Below are 17,734 nucleotides of genomic sequence, written 5' to 3'. Positions count from 1 at the left end.
ATAGGTCTTAGCTATTTAGCCCAATAATGGGTAAATATACTGTATTAATTAACAGTATTCTAAATAAAAATATGCAAAATAATTAATTTAGAACTAGATTTTGTAAGCAGTGCTTGTCATGACTTTTGACATCGCCTGCATGAGTTTCTGAATCGGCTCCGGCAAGACCGCGCCACCAGCAGAAATTGCAGCCTGTCCATGCTCGATTTCATCGATCCGCATTTGATCAACAATTGCACGAGAGCGTTCATCTTCAGCAGGCAATTTTTCGAGATGACTCTCAAGATGATTCTCTACTTGTTTTTCTGTTTCGGCAACAAATCCCAAACTCCACCTATCACCCGCTAAGCCAGCAACCAAGCCGATTACAAAGGATCCTGCATACCAAATTGGGTTGAGGTAACTTGTGTGCGAACCCAACTCTTGGAGGCGCGTTTCACACCAGGCCAAATGATCCATTTCCTCATGAGCAGAGTGCTTCAACATCTGCCGAATTTCAGGGTTGCGAGCTACTAATTTTTGAGATTGATACAGGGCTTGGGCACAGACCTCACCCACATGATTCACACGCATCAATCCTGCGGCATGCTCCCGCTCTTTGGCATCCAAGAAAGTGGTGGATGACTTATCCGCACCCGGGATTGAGCGATGCGCATGAGCACCTCCAACTACCGAGCGCAAGGCCGTATCAAACTCAATAATGAAGCGATCGATTGGGGCCATAGGCATTTAAAAACTAGACCAAAACCTCTGCTTTGCAGCTTTGCTTAGTCTTCAAACCCAACTCAGCCAAGAGCTCGCGGTCTTGTTCTGCCTCGGGATTACCGGTAGTGAGTAGTTGCTCACCATAGAAAATAGAGTTAGCCCCAGCTTGGAAACACATGGCTTGAACTGCCTTTCCAAGTTCCTGGCGACCGGCCGATAAACGCACGCGTGCGCGTGGCATGGTGATGCGGGCAACTGCAATCGTTCTCACGAATTCGAGTGGATCCAATGGCTTCTGATCCGCCAGCGGGGTGCCCGCAACAGGAACCAGATGGTTAATTGGCACTGACTCTGGATATGGACTTAGATTGGCCAAACGAGCTAAGAAAGCTGCGCGCTGTTCACGGGACTCACCCATGCCCACAATACCGCCGCAACACACTGACATGCCAGCAGCACGTACATTGGAAATAGTATCTAAACGGTCTTGATAGCCCCGCGTGGAGATAACTGAGCGGTAAAAATCCTCGCTGGTATCCAAATTGTGATTATAGAAATCTAGACCTGCTTCCTGAAGGGCTTGGGCCTGATTAGCCTCCAGCATCCCTAAGGTGGCACAAGTTTCTAGACCCAAGGCCTTCACGCCCTTGATCATGGCGGTAACTTTTTCAATATCACGATCTTTGGGCTCCCGCCAAGCGGCGCCCATGCAAAAGCGGTTCGATCCAGCGGCTTTGGCAGCCTTGGCTGCCTCCAGCACCTCATCCAGGTCCATCAACTTATTGGCCTTCACGTCAGTGTCGTAACGAGCTGCCTGAGGGCAATAGCCACAATCCTCAGGGCAGCCACCAGTCTTAATGGATAAAAGGGTGGCCAATTCCACATCACCATCAGGGAAGTTGGCGCGATGCGTCTCTTGCGCCTTGAACATGAGCTCGCTAAATGGGAGATCAAATAGAGCCTCGATCTGAGCCACTGACCAAGCGCCCGATGCATCGACCTCTTTATGCAGATCCTTTTGAGACTTGACTTGCGTGAGGGGTTTTTCAGTAGTTTGGGTGGCCTGCATGGTCGAATTCCGGAAAATAGATTAATTCAAGCCATAAACATAACAGATACAGGGCTAAATTAGGAAAAACTAGTGGTCAAATACCAAACATGAAGCTTATTTCTGATCCGAATCAAACCTCCCTGGTTGATCGCAGCCTTGATGCCGTTTGGCATCCCTGTACTCAGATGAAGCATCACGAGTCATTGCCATTAATTGCCATTACCAAGGGTAAGGGTGTTTGGCTCTTTGATGACAAGGGAAATGCACTGCTCGATTGCATTAGTTCTTGGTGGACCAATCTGTTTGGACACTCGAATCCCCGCATCAACCAAGCCATTAGCAATCAGCTTGAAAAAATTGAGCATGTCATGCTCGCCGGATTTACCCACCCTCCCGTTGTGGAGCTGTCCGAGAAATTGTCCGCTTTAACTCAAGGTCATTTGGGTCACGTATTTTTTGCATCCGATGGCGCATCTGCAGTGGAGATCGCATTGAAGATGAGTCATCACTACTGGCGACTGAACAATCAAGCTCAAAAGAAAAAATTTGTCTGCTTAGAAAATGGCTATCACGGTGAAACTTTAGGCGCATTAGCAGTGACGGATGTTGCGATTTTTCGTGAAGCATATGGTGAACTTTTGCAGAATGTATTTACAGTGCCATCACCCGATGCACGTAAAGCAAAGCCTGGTGAAAGTGCTGATGATGTTGCCAGACAAGCTGCTAAAAAATTAGAAGAACTGCTCGCAATAGAACATCACAATATTGCCGCCATCATTGTGGAGCCGCTGGTACAGTGCGCCGGTCAGATGGCGATGCACTCTCCAGAATATCTACGCTTAGTACGATCACTCTGTGACCGTTACAACATTCATCTGATTGCCGATGAAATTGCCGTGGGCTGTGGTCGCTCAGGAAAGTTTTTTGCTTGCGAGCATGCGGGGGTTTGGCCAGATTTCTTAACCTTGTCCAAAGGTATTAGCGGCGGGTATCTTCCACTCTCACTCTCCATGACGACTGACAAAATTTATCGCGCATTCTATGGCGATCAAATGCAACAAGGTTTCTTACATTCACATTCCTACACAGGCAATCCATTGGCATGCGCTGCTGCACTTGCGTGTTTAGAAATTTTTGAAACTGAATCTGTTCTCGAAAAAAATCTTGAGCGTAGTAAAGATCTTGCCAATGCATTTGCTTGGGCGAGAACAGATTCTCGTATTGAACATTGGCGTCAGCAAGGCATGATTCTTGCTTTTGATATCAAGCCTGAATCAATAAAAAATTCAGCTACTTTTTCACGAGAAATGTTTTCAGCAAGTCTTAACGAAGGCATTCTCATCAGACCAATTGGCAACACGATTTACGTCATGCCGCCATACATTCTTTCTGCTGAAGAAGCGATGCAAATGGGCACTGCAGTACAACGCGCTCTCAATCGGGCGCTGGCATGAGTACAAACTTTAGAGCTCGCGCTATGGCAGGGCAGCAGATTGCTGACCTAGATGAGCAACTACTGAGGCGTAAGCTGCGCACTACTGAGTCACCCTGCGACGTCAAGGCTCAAGTTGCTCAGCGAGAGCTAAAAGCATTTTGTAGCAACGACTACTTAGGCCTAGCCAACCATCCTGAATTAGTTGCCGCCCTTGCAGAAGGCGCAAGACTGTATGGGGTTGGTAGCGGAGCATCGCACTTGATTAGCGGCCACAGCATTGCGCATGACTTACTTGAAAAAAAATTGGCCGCCTGTGAGAGTCAATATATTCCCGATGCCAGAGCGCTATTCCTTAGCACCGGCTATCTTGCCAATATCAATGCCATTACTGGACTGTCTAGACTGGCTGAACAAGGTGAGGCTAGCATTTATTCAGCCAAACTCAATCATGCTTCTTTGATTGATGGTGTTCGGCTAGCGAGTGCGCAAACTAAGGCTAAGGTGACCTTGTTTGACCACCAACAACTGGATTTGCTAGAGGAATCATTAAAACAAGATGACCGCCCACTCAAATTGATTGTGGTCGATGGGGTCTTTAGTATGGATGGGGATATCGCACCCATAAAAGAATTACTCCAGATTGCCGAACAATATGACGCGCTCTTGATGGTCGATGATGCCCATGGATTTGGTGTACTCGGTCATCATGGCCATGGCCTCTTGGAGCAAGTCGGTGTGCATTCAGAAAGAATTATTTATATCGGCACACTTGGCAAAGCAGCGGGCGTCAGCGGTGCATTTATTTGTGCAGCAGCACCCTTCATTGAATGGCTAATTCAAAAAGGGCGTCCCTATATCTACAGCACAGCTACACCACCTGCAATTGCGCATGCTCTCCTTAAGAGTCTAGAACTGATTGAGGGCAAGGAAGGTGTTGCACGTCGCAAACAATTAAATCAGCTCATTCACATTTGGTGCGATGAGATGACTTTCCAAAACTGGGAAAAAACGCCCTCATCCACCCCAATTCAACCGGTGATCTTGGGAAGTAACGCTAGTGCATTAGCGGCTGCTAAGTTATTGGATGAAGCGGGCTATTGGATCCCAGCTATCCGGCCACCTACCGTTCCCCTTGGTAGTTCTAGATTGCGCATTACTTTTTCCGCCAACCACAGTGCCGATGATTTGCGTGAACTCATGAAGACTCTGCAAGTCATAGAACAACAAGTTGGAAAGCATTCATGACATTCAATACGTCAACCGGTTTTTTTGTCACAGGCACCGATACAGAAGTTGGAAAAACTTTAATTGCCGGTGCGCTGATTCTGAAGCTGAGAGAAGCGGGTGTCCAAGCAGCTGGTTTTAAACCGGTTGTAGCTGGAACTTATATTGACTCCAGCGGTCAAAAACTGAATGAGGACCTTGAAACATTGCGCATTGCCTCGGGATTCATTTCTCAGGTGCAAAGTCTCTGCCCATACATCCTAGATCAACCAGCTGCTCCGCACCTGGTTGCCAAGAAAAATGATGTTTACCTAGACCCCTCCATCATCTTGGGTGATTTGCATTCCCTGAGTCAACAATTTGATGTGGTCGTTGTTGAAGGTGCGGGTGGATTTTTGGTACCCCTAAATGAGCATGAAGATTTAGGTGATCTAGCTCAGGCAATTGATTTACCAGTCATCCTAGTAGTAGGTATGCGTTTGGGCTGCATTAATCACGCCTTACTCACCTGCGAAGCAATTCAGTCACGTCAATTAACTATTGCTGGCTGGGTTGCCAACACACTTTCAGAGGAAATGCCTCTTCTAGAAGAGAATATTCGAACCCTACAAGACCGAATTTTCGCTCCATTTTTAGGCGTCATCCCCACTCTTCCCAAGCAGCTGCAGAAATCAGAGAATGCCCCCTACTCCTTAGAGGCCTTACGATTTGCTGCAGGGCATATAAAACTGCCTGAATAAATTCAGATAAGATGAAGTTATGCGATTACTGCCAGAAATCATCGACTCCGCATCCGCCATTCAAGAGATTCGCCGTAATATTCATGCGCATCCAGAATTACGTTTTGAAGAAAACCGCACTTCTGATCTCGTAGCTGAAGCACTTTCGAGCTGGGGGATCACGGTATATCGAGGTCTTGGAAAAACTGGGGTTGTAGGCAAGCTTGATGGTGACTTAGGGCCCGGCAAGATGATTGGTTTGCGTGCGGATATGGATGCGCTACCACTTCAAGAACACAACACCTTTGAACACACTTCAAAGAATCCCGGCAAGATGCATGCCTGTGGCCATGATGGTCACACCGCTATGCTTTTAGGGGCAGCTCAATACCTGTCCAACCATCGCGAGTTCAAAGGCTCAGTCATTTTTATTTTTCAGCCAGCTGAAGAAGGTGGTGCTGGCGCGCAAGAAATGATTAACGATGGACTCTTTAAACAATTCCCTTGCGATGCCGTCTTTGGCCTACACAACTGGCCAGGACTAGCTGAAGGTCATTTTGGCGTGACGTCTGGCCCGATGATGGCCTCCAGCAATACTTTTGAAATCACTATTAGAGGTAAAGGTGGACATGCTGCCTTGCCACACAACAGCGCTGATCCTGTCCTTGCGGGCGCTCAAGTTGTCCAAGCCTTACAAAGCATCATTACTCGCAATAAACGCCCTGTGGATGCAGCAGTCTTATCCGTTACACAGTTTCATGCGGGCGAGACTAGCAATGTGATTCCCGATAGTGCCTTTATCGGCGGAACTGTTCGCACGTTTACCTTGGAGGTTTTGGATTTGATTGAGCAACGTTTACGAGAAATTTCTCATAACGTCTCGAGCGCATTTGACTGTCAAGCAGAGGTTAGCTTTGCTCGCAACTATCCCCCACTCATTAATCATGACAAGGAAGTGGGATTTGCAAGCGAGGTCATGAGTGAATTGGTTGGAGCACAAAACGTCAATACCTCTATCGACCCCACGATGGGCGCAGAAGACTTTGCATTCATGCTGCTAGAGAAACCGGGTTGCTATGTGTTTCTAGGCAATGGTGATGGAGATCACCGCGCGGTAGGTCACGGCATGGGTCCATGCCATCTTCACAACCCTTCCTATGACTTCAATGACGCACTGATTCCTGTTGGCGTGAGCTACTGGGTCAAGCTAGCTCAACGGTACTTAGAAAAATAATTCAGCCTGAGCAGTAATTTTTTACGAGTTTGTAAATTGAGCTGTGCGCTTTTCTATAAAAGCTGCCATACCTTCTTTTTGATCATTGGTCGCAAAGCAAGAGTGGAATAAACGACGCTCAAAATGAATACCTTCCGAGAGTGTGGTTTCATAAGCAGTATTGATTGCCTCTTTCACCATCATGGCTGTCAGCAATGGCATGTCTGCAATCGTCTTGGCAATCGCTTTCACTTCTTTTAATAAATCCGCTTGAGGGAAAATACGGGCAACTAGACCTGAGCGCTCGGCTTCAGCAGCATCCATCATGCGGCCCGTTAGAGCTAAATCCATTGCCTTTGCTTTTGAAACCGCGCGTGGCAAACGTTGTGTACCGCCAGCACCAGGAATAATTCCTAACTTCACTTCCGGTTGCGCAAACTTAGCGCTGTCAGCGGCCATGATGGTATCGCACATCATGGCCAACTCGCATCCACCACCCAGAGCATATCCAGATACTGCTGCAATCACTGGCTTGCGCACTTTTTTAATCTCTTCCCAGTTGCGCGAGATAAAGTCGCCGCGATAGACATCCGCAAAACCATACTTGGCCATTGTTGCAATATCTGCGCCGGCAGCAAATGCTTTTTCACTACCCGTCACAATGATGCAGCCAATGTTGTCATCAGCATCAAAGCTCAATAGCGCTGTACCCAACTCATCCATTAACTCATCATTCAGGGCATTTAATACTTGCGGGCGATTAAGAGTAATGACAGCAACCTTGCCATCCACTTCAGTCAATATGGTGTTGTAAGTCATCGATCTCTTTCAAAAAATAATTTGTTCAGCGTGGCAACAATAACCACATCTTGCCATCTTGCTTCATACGTCCTGCCAGCTCACCTGCAGAATCTCCTGTTCCCCAATAGTAATCCGCTCGCACTCCACCTACAATGGCTTTGCCCGTATCCTGGGCCATCACCAATTTTTGCAAGACTTGGCTACTCAGCGGCCTGGTGGTGCTCAAAAATACTGGGGCGCCCAAAGGCATGGCCTTTAAATCAATGGCAATACTGCGCTCAGCAGTTAAAGGCACACCCAAGGCGCCAGTAGGCCCCAGATCAGCGCTCACATTGCTTGGTAACTCTTTGAAGAATACAAAGCGTGGATTGGCATTTAACATTTCTTCCACTTGGCCTGGGTTACGTTTAGCCCACGCACTAATGCCTTGCATAGTCGCCTGACTACGAGTAATTTCTTTTCGGTCTAGCAACCACTGCGCAAAAGACTTAAAGGGCTGATCGTTAGTACCGGCATAACCCAGTCGCAATACCCGCCCATCTTCTAAACGAATTTTTCCTGAACCTTGGATTTGCATAAAGGCAGCCGCTACAGGATCTTGCACCCAAGCAATTTCTGAACCTCGGAGCACTCCTGAGCTCACTAACTCTGCGCGTGTTGGCGCAGGGCTTGGTTTAGAGACCTTCCAGGCAGTTGGCAAGCCATATAAAGGAACAGAGTAAGTAGCAGTTCGAGTCTGGGAGCCATTCATCACAGGCTCGTAATAACCTGTTATGAGTCCAGACTCTTTCCCAGTAGCGCTATTGCTCACTTCGTAGACCTGAAAATTACCCTCGAAATATTGGCGAATTGCGCGGCCATCACGAGCCGAAATATTGCCGGCTTGAGCACATGTCTGGCGCCAATTAATATCACTATTGCGTTTGCGCAGGGCATCACAACTCTTGAGCCAAGCTGGCCAAGCCTGGGTTAGATCATCTTCTTGCCAACCAGGTAAATCTTGCCAGGAAACAGATCGAAAATTAGCGATTGAGGAGTTATAGGCAGCCGGGGCGGCACCACTAGACCGATAACCTGATCCACGGGTAGAGGGCGTAGAGCAAGCCGTCAATAAGCTGACGATACTGATAACGAATACACTGCAAAGAAGAATGCGCGAAGTAGTGTTGCGACTAATTAATCTGGATATAGAAATCATGATTGCCAATTTACTCGATGAATACCCCATGATCCTATTTGCTGTCGAGGGAGGTATCGCCTTAGCCCTCCTGCTATTCATTGTCCTTTGGACCGGTAAAGGTAAAAAATAGCGCTTTGAGAGCCTAATGCAGGGTTCTTGGCATTACCAAGGCGAATTCGGGGATGGGGGCCTGGAAAAACTGAGCCTCCTCAGTTACGCAGAAATACTCCCCACGCATTGTTCCCGCTGGCGTTGGTAAAGTAGCCCAGCTGGTGTACTCAAACTGCTCACCCGCCCGCAAAAGAGGCTGTTGCCCTACAACCCCCAGACCACGGACTTCTTGGACATCATTATCCCCATCGGTGATGAACCAATGGCGAGCAATGAGCTGAATGCTGGCCGTACCAGTATTTCTGATGGTGACGGTATAAGCAAACGCAAATTGGCGATTATCGGGGTCGGACTGGTCGGGCAAATACTGGGTTTTGACCGTAATGCTGATTTCATGAGGATTCATGCTCGAATTCTGCTCCATCCTTAGGCCAACTGCAAGCTAGAATCTAGGGATGGATAGCCAGAAATCACCCTCAAATAGCCAGTTTGTCATTGCCCCCTCCATTTTGTCGGCTGACTTTGCCTGCCTAGGCAAAGAAGTTCAAGATGTCCTCTTGGCAGGTGCAGACTGGATTCACTTTGATGTGATGGACAACCATTACGTTCCGAACCTTACTATTGGACCTTTAGTTTGCGAGGCGATTCGCCCGCACGCAACAAAAAATGGCAAGCCGGCCATGATTGATGTTCACCTGATGGTGGAGCCAGTAGATCGCCTTATTCCAGATTTTGCAAAAGCAGGTGCAAACCTGATTAGCTTTCATCCAGAGGCAAGCCCTCATGTGAACCGCACCATCAATTTGATTCGCGACCAAGGCTGTCAAGCTGGCTTGGTTCTGAATCCAGCTACACCTCTTGATCACCTCGACCACACCTTAGAGTTACTCGATCTTGTTTTGCTGATGTCAGTAAACCCCGGATTTGGAGGTCAATCATTTATTCCAAGTACGCTGAATAAAATTACTCAAGTACGTGCCCGCTTGGATCGCCACCAACAAGAAACAGGACGCCATATTCGCCTTGAGGTAGATGGTGGAATAAAAGTCGACAACATTGCAGCAGTAGCTAAAGCTGGTGCAGATACATTTGTTGCAGGCTCCGCAATCTTTGGCAAAGAAAATTATGCCGACGTGATTAAAGCGATGCGCGCAGAACTAGCGACGTCAGGAAAAGCGTAATGCAGCACGAAGAATTTCTTGCCCTAGCAAAACAGGGTTTCAATCGCATTCCGTTGGTGAAAGAAGTTTTAGCCGACTTAGAGACGCCTCTTTCGCTGTACGTCAAACTCACTCAAGCCTTTGGGCAAAAGAACACCTACCTACTCGAATCCGTTTTAGGTGGTGAGCGCTTTGGTCGCTTCTCTTTTATTGGTCTACCTGCTAAAACTGTTTTAAGAACTGTTGGCACTCCAGATGCACCACTGACTGAAGTACTCTTCAATGACAAAGTGATTGAAACCAATCATGACAACCCATTGGATTTTGTAGATTCTTATCTCAAGCGCTTCAAAGTAGCGGTACAACCCGGTCTCCCACGCTTCTGTGGCGGTCTTGCCGGCTACTTCGGCTACGACACCGTTCGTTATATTGAATCGCGTTTAGCAAAACATAAGCTGCCAGATGAATTAGGTGTGCCCGATATTCAATTGATGTTGACTGAAGAGTTAGCGGTGATTGATAACGTTGCAGGTCGCATTTATTTAATCGTCTATGCAGACCCTAGCGTGACTGATAGCTTTGACAAGGGTCAAGCTCGATTAAAAGAATTACTTGCTTGCCTCAGCAAACCAGTGAGCATGCCAGCTTCATTGCCAAGCACTAAAACAGAGTTGATTCGCAAGTTTAAAGCGGCAGATTTTGAAAATGCCGTTCTCAAAACCAAAGAATATATTTTGGCTGGCGATTGCATGCAGGTCGTCATTGGCCAGCGCATTAGCAAACCTTTCACAGATTCACCGCTTGCCCTCTACCGCGCCTTGCGCTCTCTAAATCCATCACCTTATATGTACTTCTACGACTTTGGTGATCTGCAGGTAGTGGGCTCATCACCAGAAATCTTGGTACGCCAAGAGCAACGTGAGAGTCAGAAGATTGTGACCATTCGTCCATTGGCTGGTACACGCCCCCGTGGCGCAACACCCGAAGAAGATGAGCGCCTTGCCACAGAATTGCTTGCCGATCCAAAAGAGATTGCTGAGCATGTCATGTTGATTGATTTGGCGCGTAACGATGTAGGTCGTATTGCAAAAACAGGTACTGTCAAAGTGACTGATTCAATGTCGATCGAAAAGTATTCCCACGTACAGCACATTGTGAGTTCTGTTGAAGGTGAATTACTAGACAATATGAGCAATATGGATGTTTTGCGTGCAACCTTCCCGGCAGGCACTTTATCGGGTGCCCCAAAAATTCGGGCGATGGAAATTATTGATGAGATGGAAATTGTGAAACGCGGTGTCTATGGCGGCGCGGTTGGCTACCTCTCCTTCTCCGGCGATATGGATGTGGCTATCGCTATTCGCACTGGGGTGATTCGTGATGGCGTGTTGCATTCACAGGCAGGTGCCGGTGTAGTTGCAGACTCTGACCCCACCGCTGAGTGGAAAGAAACAGAAGCCAAAGCCCGAGCAGTATTGATGGCGGCTGATTTAGTACAAGGAGGACTCGATGCTCCTCATGATTGATAACTACGATTCGTTTACCTATAACCTCGTTCAGTATTTTGCAGAGCTTGGTGAAGAGGTAAAGGTTTTCCGTAATGATGAAATTTCTGTTGAAGAGATTGCCAAAATTAATCCGGCGCGTATTTGCATTTCACCAGGACCTTGTAGTCCAGCAGAAGCAGGAATTTCAGTGGCTACGATTCAACGCTATGCCGGACAGATTCCGATCCTAGGCGTCTGCCTTGGACACCAAGCAATTGGTGAAGCATTCGGTGGCAAGATTATTCGCGCCCAAAAAGTCATGCATGGCAAAACCGATGATATTCACCATACTGGTGTTGGCGTTTTCAAGGATTTGCCCAATCCATTTAAAGTGACGCGTTATCACTCACTCGCGATTGAAAAGGGCTCCTTGCCAGCGGTGCTCGAAGTGACAGCCACTTCTTCCGATGGTGAAATCATGGGTGTACGCCATAAAGAGCTCGCGGTTGAGGGTGTGCAATTCCACCCAGAATCGATTCTTTCCGAGCATGGCCACGCGCTGCTCAAGAATTTTTTGCAAGCCAAATAACTCAAAAGCAATCAGTCGACCTCATGTCCATTACTCCACAGCAAGCATTACAACGTTGCATTGAACATCGCGAGCTCTTTCATGATGAGATGACTGCCATGATGCGCCTCATCATGAGCGGTGAGATGTCGCCGACCTTGGTTGCCGGACTATTAGTTGCCCTGCGCACCAAAAAAGAGACTGTTGGTGAGATTGCAGCAGCGGCTCAAGTCATGCGTGAATTTGCGACACCGGTGCATGTAGAAGATAGAAAAAATTTAGTTGATGTAGTGGGGACTGGTGGTGATGGCGCCCACACCTTCAATATTTCTACGGCAGCGATGTTTGTGGCAGCAGCCGCAGGGGCAAAAATTGCCAAACATGGCAATCGCAGCGTCAGCAGTAAATCAGGCAGCGCAGATATTCTGGAGTCTCTAGGTGTGAAGCTATCGCTTTCTCCTGAGCAAGTGGCTAAATGCATTTCAGAAGTAGGGGCAGGCTTTATGTTTGCGCCCAATCATCACCCTGCCATGAAGAATGTGGTGCCAATTCGTAAAGATTTGGGTGTACGTACGATTTTTAATATCCTAGGGCCGCTCACAAATCCAGCCGATGCCAAACGGATCCTCATGGGTGTGTTTCATGCAGACTTAGTGGGTATCCAGGCACGTGTATTGCAAGCCATGGGAATGGATCATGCACTAGTGGTCTATGGCCGCGATGGCTTGGATGAGATCTCCCTAGAGGGTCCTACTTTCGTCGGCGAATTAAAAGATGGGCAGGTCCGTGAATATGAAATTCATCCAAAAGATTTTGGCTTGAATACAGCTCCAACGAATAGCTTCAAGGTAGCTGATGCCGAAGAATCTAAAGCAATAGTTTTAGATGTACTCAATAAAACACCTGGCCCAGCGAGCGATATTGTTTGCCTTAATGCTGGAGCAGTCCTGTATGTAGCTGATGTAGCCACAAGTATTGCTAGCGGCATTAAGATGGCGCAAGCAGCTATTGCATCTGGTGCTGCCCTTCATAAGCTAAACCAATTTGTTGCTGCAACCCAAAATTAATTAAGATCTTCATGAGCGATATCCTCGATAAAATTGTTGCCACCAAGAAGATTGAGGTAGCTGCTGATTCAAAAAAAATCTCTTTAGCTAATCAGCGTGATCAGGCCGAAGAAAATAATCGTGATGCACTGTTAATGCCACGTGGCTTTATTCAATCTATCGAGCAAAAGATTACAGCTGGCAAAGCCGGTGTAATTACTGAGATTAAGAAAGCCAGTCCTAGCAAAGGAATCTTGCGAGAGAATTTTCAGCCTGCTGATATTGCTCAGTCCTATGAAAAAAATGGCGCGGCCTGCTTATCCGTTCTTACAGACAAGGATTATTTCCAAGGATCGAATGCTTATCTTCAAGCTGCAAGGGCTGCTTGCAGCATTCCAGTCTTACGCAAAGACTTTACGATTGATCCATACCAAGTCTACGAAGCTAGAGCAATTGGAGCTGATGCCATTTTGTTGATTGTGGCTTGCCTAGAACTGAATCAAATGAAAGAGTTAGAAGCGTGTGCCCATGAACTGGGACTAGATGTACTCGTTGAAGTTCATAACGCGCCTGAATTAGAGCAAGCCCTGGAATTAAAGACGCCGCTACTCGGTATCAATAATCGCAACCTGAAAACGTTTGAAGTAACTCTTCAAACCACGCTCTCACTGCTATCCATGCTTCCGGCAGGAAAAACATTAGTTACCGAGTCTGGAATTATGAGTCGCGCCGATGTGCAGCTGATGCGTGATCACCAAATCAATGCATTCTTAGTGGGTGAAGCCTTTATGCGCGCCAATGATCCTGGCGCGGCTTTAAGCGAGCTGTTTAATTAAGCAAGCTTAGAAGGCTTGAGTAAATCAAGCCCAGCTTTAATAAGGCCAATCAAAAGAACTGTGCCCAGCACATCACCAATCCACATTACTAAAAAGTGATTTAGGGTTCCAGCCTCATCAAGACCTCGAATGGCAAACCACCATTGATGAAAGCCGGCACTTAAGGCGGCATAAATCAAAGTGCAGATTACCAACTTCTGTAAGCTCAAGTTACTTAAATCAGGTGCAATATTAATGTTACTTACTACAAGAACTCTTGCCATATAGGGGGCAAAGCCGGATATCAAGCCGATACCGATGCAAGTAATCAGCTCAGGTGGAAATTGACCAAAGAAGCAAATTAGGAATGAGGCCATGGCAATTCCTACTGCACCAGATAAACCAAAGATCAGCGTTAGGAGCAAACGTAAACCAGCTGGAAGATAAATCCAGTTAACGCCAAGGCCATATGCAAGGTGTGTGGTGAGCCAATCGTTAATGTAAAAGAGGCTGAAGTAAGCAATTGCGCTCACCATCAATCCCATCACCCATTCACTTCTTCTTTTATCCATTATTGTCAGTATGGTTGATTTTATAAATGCAGACAAGTTACGAACAAGGTAAATGAGCCTACAATAGCGTTAACCCTAAGGCTAACTACACTTCATAAACCTACCAAAAAATGTCAACAACCAAATCTTCTTGCTACATTCGCTTTCTGAACTTGATTGATGTTCTTGATCGAATTAACCCTGGCAAGAAACTCGACTCCATTGAAGAGAGTCTTCTGGATAAAATTATCTTGAGCTTTCATGCCAAACAGTCTATTTTGGTTGGTGACCTGATTTCCCTTTCTGATCTAGGATCCCAGGCGACCCTCCATGGACGACTGAAGAATCTGAGCGCTATGGGTTACATCAAAATGGCTGCCAATGAAGATGGGCGTAAAAAAGAAGTAGTTCCTAGCAAGATCGCTATCAAGCGCTATGAAGAAATTGCTAAGTGCCTCAAAAAGGCAGTTGAAGCGAGCTAATTAGCCCTTAGATAGCAAAAAGCCCTTACTAGTAAGGGCTTTTTTCATTTGGCGGGGCAAATTTAGACGTTAAAGAGGAAGTTCAAAACATCGCCATCTTTAACGACATACTCCTTACCTTCAGCACGCATCTTTCCAGCTTCCTTGGCGCCAGACTCACCTTTAAATTGAATAAAGTCCTCAAAAGCAATCGTTTGCGCACGAATAAAGCCACGCTCAAAATCCGTATGAATCACCCCGGCAGCCTGCGGAGCAGTATCACCTTGATGGATTGTCCAGGCGCGAACCTCTTTGACGCCAGCAGTAAAGTAGGTCTGGAGGCCCAATAACTTATAGCCCGCACGAATCACGCGATCTAATCCAGACTCCTCCATACCGAGGTCTGCCAAAAACTCCACTTTGTCAGCGTCATCCAAATCGGCAATCTCAGCTTCGATTGCGGCGCAGACTGCAACTACTGGCGCACCCTCTTTAGCTGCATGCTGAATAACTGCCTCTAGATGCGGATTATTGTCAAAGCCATCTTCCTTGACGTTAGCGATGTACATCGCTGGCTTTGCAGTAATTAAGCAAAGTGGCTTTAAGAGTAGATTCTCTTCATCGCTCAGCTTGAGGCTACGCACTGGCTGCGCTTGGTCTAAATGGGCCTGCACCTTAGTGAGAACAGCGACTAAAGCAGTTGCCTCTTTATCGTTACCTGACTTGGCGGCCTTGCTTGAGCGCTGTAGCGTTTTTTCAACCGTAGTTAAATCCGATAAGGCCAGCTCTGTATCAATCACTGCGATATCAGAGATAGGATCGATCTTGCCGGCCACGTGAATCACGTTAGCATCCTCAAAACAGCGCACTACATGGGTAATAGCGTCAGTTTCACGAATATTGGCTAAAAATTGATTTCCCAGGCCTTCGCCCTTAGAGGCTCCAGCCACTAAGCCAGCAATGTCGACAAATTCGACAGCCGCAGGCAGGATGCGCTCAGGCTTGACGATCTCAGCCAAAGCGGCAAGACGGGGGTCAGGAACCTCGACCACACCCACATTAGGCTCGATCGTGCAGAAAGGATAGTTTTCCGCCGCGATTCCAGCCTTGGTAAGCGCGTTAAAGAGGGTAGATTTGCCGACGTTAGGCAGGCCGACGATGCCACATTTCAAAGACATAGCCGTATTGTAAAGGGCTAGTTTCGATATCATCGAGATATGTCAGAAGTCTCCCAAAATACCTCGGCTAAATTGCCTAAAAATACCTCTCAAATCCGGATGATCGACGTCGCCGTAGTGGGTGGAGGTATAACAGGCAAGGCTTGCGCCTTAGGTTTAGCTCAGCTTGGTCTGCAAACCATTCAGATTGCCCCCGACTTAGGGCAAGCAGTCGCTCTACCCCAAGGAAATCAATGGGGGCAGCGAATTTATGCATTTTCTCCCAGCACTCAAAAATTACTAGCCCATCTTCAAGTTTGGGATGCGATTGATCACAGCCGCATGCAGCCCGTTCGAGATATGCGGATTTTTGGCGATCGCGGAGAAAAGCAGGACCAACTTCATTTATCTGCTTTTGAGGCGGGGACACCTCAATTAGCCTGGATTGGTGAGTCGAATGTGATCGAACACACTTTGGATCAAGCCTCACGCTTCCAAAGTAAATTGGAGCGTATATCTGATGCAGTTGAAAATATTCAAGTAGATGCCGATGGTGCGAGCCTCCAGCTCACAAATGGTTCTACATTACGCGCCCAACTCGTGATTGCTGCTGATGGCGCCAACTCTCCGATTCGTAGCGAGCTAGGTATTTCCGCGCAAGAAGAAAGTTATTCACAAAATGGGGTGGTAGCAAATTGGCTTTGTAGTCATGCGCATTTAGAAACTGCCTATCAATGGTTTTTACCAGGTGGCGATATTGTGGCGATGTTACCGCTACCAAATCAACAAGTCTCGATGGTGTGGTCAACTTCGCCCGAAAATGCCGCGGAACTCTTAAAGCTTGATCAAGCAGCATGGACTAAAAAGTTTTTCGCCATTGCCAATGGGGCAATAGTCGAACAACTCGGATCACTCAAACTCAATTCCATACCGGCTGCCTTTCCATTAAGAAGAATGCGGTCAAGCCGATTTATTGGTCCAGATGAAAATCCCAAGGTAATCCTGGTCGGAGATGCAGCCCATGTGATGCATCCATTGGCAGGGCAAGGCTTGAACCTAGGATTAAGAGATGTCGCAACCCTACTCAATATTTTGAGCAAACGCGAATCCTTCCGCCTGCCAAACGATAAAGTTTTATTACGCCGCTACGAGCGGCAACGCCAAGGCGATACGAGTGCATTGCTATGGGTCACGGATAGGCTTAAGAAACTATTTTCAGCGAGTAGTAGCACTGAAAAGCAATTACGCAATTGGGGGCTCGGTATGGTCAATCGCAGTCACTTTATTAAACGGCGCCTCATTGAACGCGCCCTCGGAGATGCTGATTTTGAATAAATTATTTTCTACAATTGCTTTAGCTTGCTCTCTTACCTTTTTAGTGGGAGTAGTCAATGCACAACCAGAACAGCAAGTCCGGTCTGAGCTACAAAAAAAGATTGGTTCCAATACGAAAATTAAAGGTGTGTCTCAATCCCCTATTCCAGGCATTTATGAGGTCTTAGTTGGAAATGATGTGTTCTACACCGATGCGAATAGTAAATATTTAATCCAAGGTGAAATCATTGAGATCGCTACAGGAAAAAATATTACCGAACAAAAGCAGGCAGACCTCAATCGCATTAAATGGTCTGAACTTATTCCATCTAACGCTTTAAAGTCGGTCCGTGGAAATGGTAGTCGACAATTGGCGGTTTTCTCTGATCCTAATTGCGGCTACTGTAAGCGTTTAGATAAATCGTTGCAGCAACTCGATAACGTGACTATCTATACTTATTTAATTCCGATTCTGTCAGCCGACTCTGCGCAGAAGTCCAAACAAATTTGGTGCTCTGCGGATCCCCAGAAAGCCTATGTTGATTGGATGATTAATGGGATTGCACCCAGCGGTAAGGGTGACTGCACGACTCCGTTAGATAAAAATATAGCCTTTGCTAAAACCTATGGCATTACAGGAACTCCGACCATCTTCTTTACAGATGGCAGTCGCTTTCCAGGCGCAGTTCAAATCACTGATATTGAAAAGAAATTTAGTAGTTTGAAGTAATAGGTA

Annotated in this window: 19 protein-coding genes; 12 read left to right on the top strand and 7 right to left on the bottom strand. The window is 46.9% G+C overall.

Going from position 1 to position 17,734, the window contains the following annotated elements:
• Positions 1-93: 93 nt before the first annotated feature.
• Both coq7 and bioB read right to left on the bottom strand, forming a co-directional pair.
• Positions 94-723, bottom strand: a complete 630-nt coding sequence (gene coq7, locus AOC19_RS00805) for a 2-polyprenyl-3-methyl-6-methoxy-1,4-benzoquinone monooxygenase (protein WP_215376625.1) — start codon at positions 721-723, stop codon at positions 94-96.
• 13 nt (positions 724-736) lie between these two features.
• On the bottom strand, positions 737-1,774 hold the full coding sequence (gene bioB / locus AOC19_RS00800) for a biotin synthase BioB (protein WP_215376622.1): 1,038 nt from the start codon (positions 1,772-1,774) through the stop codon (positions 737-739).
• Positions 1,775-1,863: 89 nt separating this feature from the next.
• Here bioB and bioA point away from each other — a divergent pair, with 89 nt between their 5' ends.
• From bioA to AOC19_RS00780, 4 genes are read left to right on the top strand one after another with little or no spacing between them, the layout of a single operon-like run.
• Entirely contained in the window at positions 1,864-3,210 is a 1,347-nt protein-coding gene (gene bioA, locus AOC19_RS00795) for an adenosylmethionine--8-amino-7-oxononanoate transaminase (RefSeq protein WP_215376619.1), read from the top strand.
• On the top strand, positions 3,207-4,436 hold the full coding sequence (locus AOC19_RS00790; protein ID WP_215376616.1) for an aminotransferase class I/II-fold pyridoxal phosphate-dependent enzyme: 1,230 nt from the start codon (positions 3,207-3,209) through the stop codon (positions 4,434-4,436). Before bioA ends, AOC19_RS00790 begins: the two co-directional genes overlap by 4 nt.
• Positions 4,433-5,155 carry a dethiobiotin synthase gene (gene bioD / locus AOC19_RS00785; protein WP_215376613.1) on the top strand — a complete coding sequence of 241 codons (723 nt, stop codon included), beginning with the start codon at positions 4,433-4,435 and terminating at the stop codon, positions 5,153-5,155. Before AOC19_RS00790 ends, bioD begins: the two co-directional genes overlap by 4 nt.
• 19 nt (positions 5,156-5,174) lie before the next feature.
• On the top strand, positions 5,175-6,368 hold the full coding sequence (locus AOC19_RS00780; protein ID WP_215376610.1) for a M20 aminoacylase family protein: 1,194 nt from the start codon (positions 5,175-5,177) through the stop codon (positions 6,366-6,368).
• A 21-nt stretch (positions 6,369-6,389) separates the two neighbouring features.
• Here the strand turns inward: AOC19_RS00780 and AOC19_RS00775 are convergent, their stop codons facing one another.
• The 3 genes from AOC19_RS00775 to apaG all read right to left on the bottom strand — a co-directional run bounded on the left by AOC19_RS00775 (position 6,390) and on the right by apaG (position 8,845).
• A complete protein-coding gene (locus AOC19_RS00775; RefSeq protein ID WP_215376607.1) occupies positions 6,390-7,166 on the bottom strand; it encodes an enoyl-CoA hydratase in 777 nt (258 codons plus the stop codon).
• 25 nt (positions 7,167-7,191) lie between these two features.
• Positions 7,192-8,346: a murein transglycosylase A gene (mltA, locus tag AOC19_RS00770; protein WP_215376604.1), complete on the bottom strand. Its 1,155-nt coding sequence runs from the start codon at positions 8,344-8,346 to the stop codon at positions 7,192-7,194.
• Positions 8,347-8,470: 124 nt separating this feature from the next.
• Positions 8,471-8,845, bottom strand: a complete 375-nt coding sequence (gene apaG / locus AOC19_RS00765) for a Co2+/Mg2+ efflux protein ApaG (RefSeq protein ID WP_015420328.1) — start codon at positions 8,843-8,845, stop codon at positions 8,471-8,473.
• A gap of 49 nt (positions 8,846-8,894) precedes the next feature.
• Here apaG and rpe point away from each other — a divergent pair, with 49 nt between their 5' ends.
• The 5 genes from rpe to trpC are packed head-to-tail and all read left to right on the top strand — an operon-like array spanning position 8,895 to position 13,536.
• Positions 8,895-9,620, top strand: a complete 726-nt coding sequence (rpe, locus tag AOC19_RS00760) for a ribulose-phosphate 3-epimerase (RefSeq protein ID WP_215376601.1) — start codon at positions 8,895-8,897, stop codon at positions 9,618-9,620.
• Entirely contained in the window at positions 9,620-11,125 is a 1,506-nt protein-coding gene (trpE, locus tag AOC19_RS00755) for an anthranilate synthase component I (protein ID WP_215376598.1), read from the top strand. Before rpe ends, trpE begins: the two co-directional genes overlap by 1 nt.
• Positions 11,109-11,675, top strand: coding sequence for an aminodeoxychorismate/anthranilate synthase component II (locus AOC19_RS00750; RefSeq protein ID WP_215376595.1), 567 nt, complete (start codon positions 11,109-11,111; stop codon positions 11,673-11,675). Before trpE ends, AOC19_RS00750 begins: the two co-directional genes overlap by 17 nt.
• Positions 11,676-11,698: 23 nt before the next feature.
• Complete coding sequence (gene trpD, locus AOC19_RS00745; protein WP_215376592.1) at positions 11,699-12,721, top strand: anthranilate phosphoribosyltransferase; 1,023 nt, start codon at positions 11,699-11,701, stop codon at positions 12,719-12,721.
• An 11-nt stretch (positions 12,722-12,732) separates the two neighbouring features.
• A complete protein-coding gene (trpC, locus tag AOC19_RS00740; protein ID WP_215376589.1) occupies positions 12,733-13,536 on the top strand; it encodes an indole-3-glycerol phosphate synthase TrpC in 804 nt (267 codons plus the stop codon).
• On the opposite strand, the gene AOC19_RS00735 is transcribed toward trpC, so the two are convergent.
• Positions 13,533-14,087: a hypothetical protein gene (locus tag AOC19_RS00735; protein WP_215376586.1), complete on the bottom strand. Its 555-nt coding sequence runs from the start codon at positions 14,085-14,087 to the stop codon at positions 13,533-13,535. The two genes, trpC and AOC19_RS00735, sit on opposite strands and share 4 nt — an antisense overlap.
• 110 nt (positions 14,088-14,197) lie before the next feature.
• Between AOC19_RS00735 and AOC19_RS00730 the strand changes: the two genes are divergently transcribed.
• A complete protein-coding gene (locus tag AOC19_RS00730; RefSeq protein WP_215376583.1) occupies positions 14,198-14,548 on the top strand; it encodes a hypothetical protein in 351 nt (116 codons plus the stop codon).
• 62 nt (positions 14,549-14,610) lie between these two features.
• Here the strand turns inward: AOC19_RS00730 and ychF are convergent, their stop codons facing one another.
• Positions 14,611-15,705 carry a redox-regulated ATPase YchF gene (gene ychF / locus AOC19_RS00725; RefSeq protein WP_215376581.1) on the bottom strand — a complete coding sequence of 365 codons (1,095 nt, stop codon included), beginning with the start codon at positions 15,703-15,705 and terminating at the stop codon, positions 14,611-14,613.
• 39 nt (positions 15,706-15,744) lie between these two features.
• On the opposite strand from ychF, the gene AOC19_RS00720 reads away from it, so the two are divergent.
• Both AOC19_RS00720 and AOC19_RS00715 read left to right on the top strand, forming a co-directional pair.
• Positions 15,745-17,019: an FAD-dependent monooxygenase gene (locus tag AOC19_RS00720; RefSeq protein ID WP_215376578.1), complete on the top strand. Its 1,275-nt coding sequence runs from the start codon at positions 15,745-15,747 to the stop codon at positions 17,017-17,019.
• Positions 17,012-17,728 carry a DsbC family protein gene (locus AOC19_RS00715; protein ID WP_251368040.1) on the top strand — a complete coding sequence of 239 codons (717 nt, stop codon included), beginning with the start codon at positions 17,012-17,014 and terminating at the stop codon, positions 17,726-17,728. The genes AOC19_RS00720 and AOC19_RS00715 overlap by 8 nt, the downstream gene beginning before the upstream one ends.
• The last annotated feature ends 6 nt before the right edge of the window (positions 17,729-17,734 follow it).

The sequence above is a fragment of the Polynucleobacter asymbioticus genome (assembly GCF_018687575.1).
GTDB lineage: Bacteria > Pseudomonadota > Gammaproteobacteria > Burkholderiales > Burkholderiaceae > Polynucleobacter > Polynucleobacter asymbioticus_C.
The sequence above is the reverse complement of the archived record's forward strand: the minus strand, read 5'-3'. Positions and strand labels throughout refer to the sequence as shown.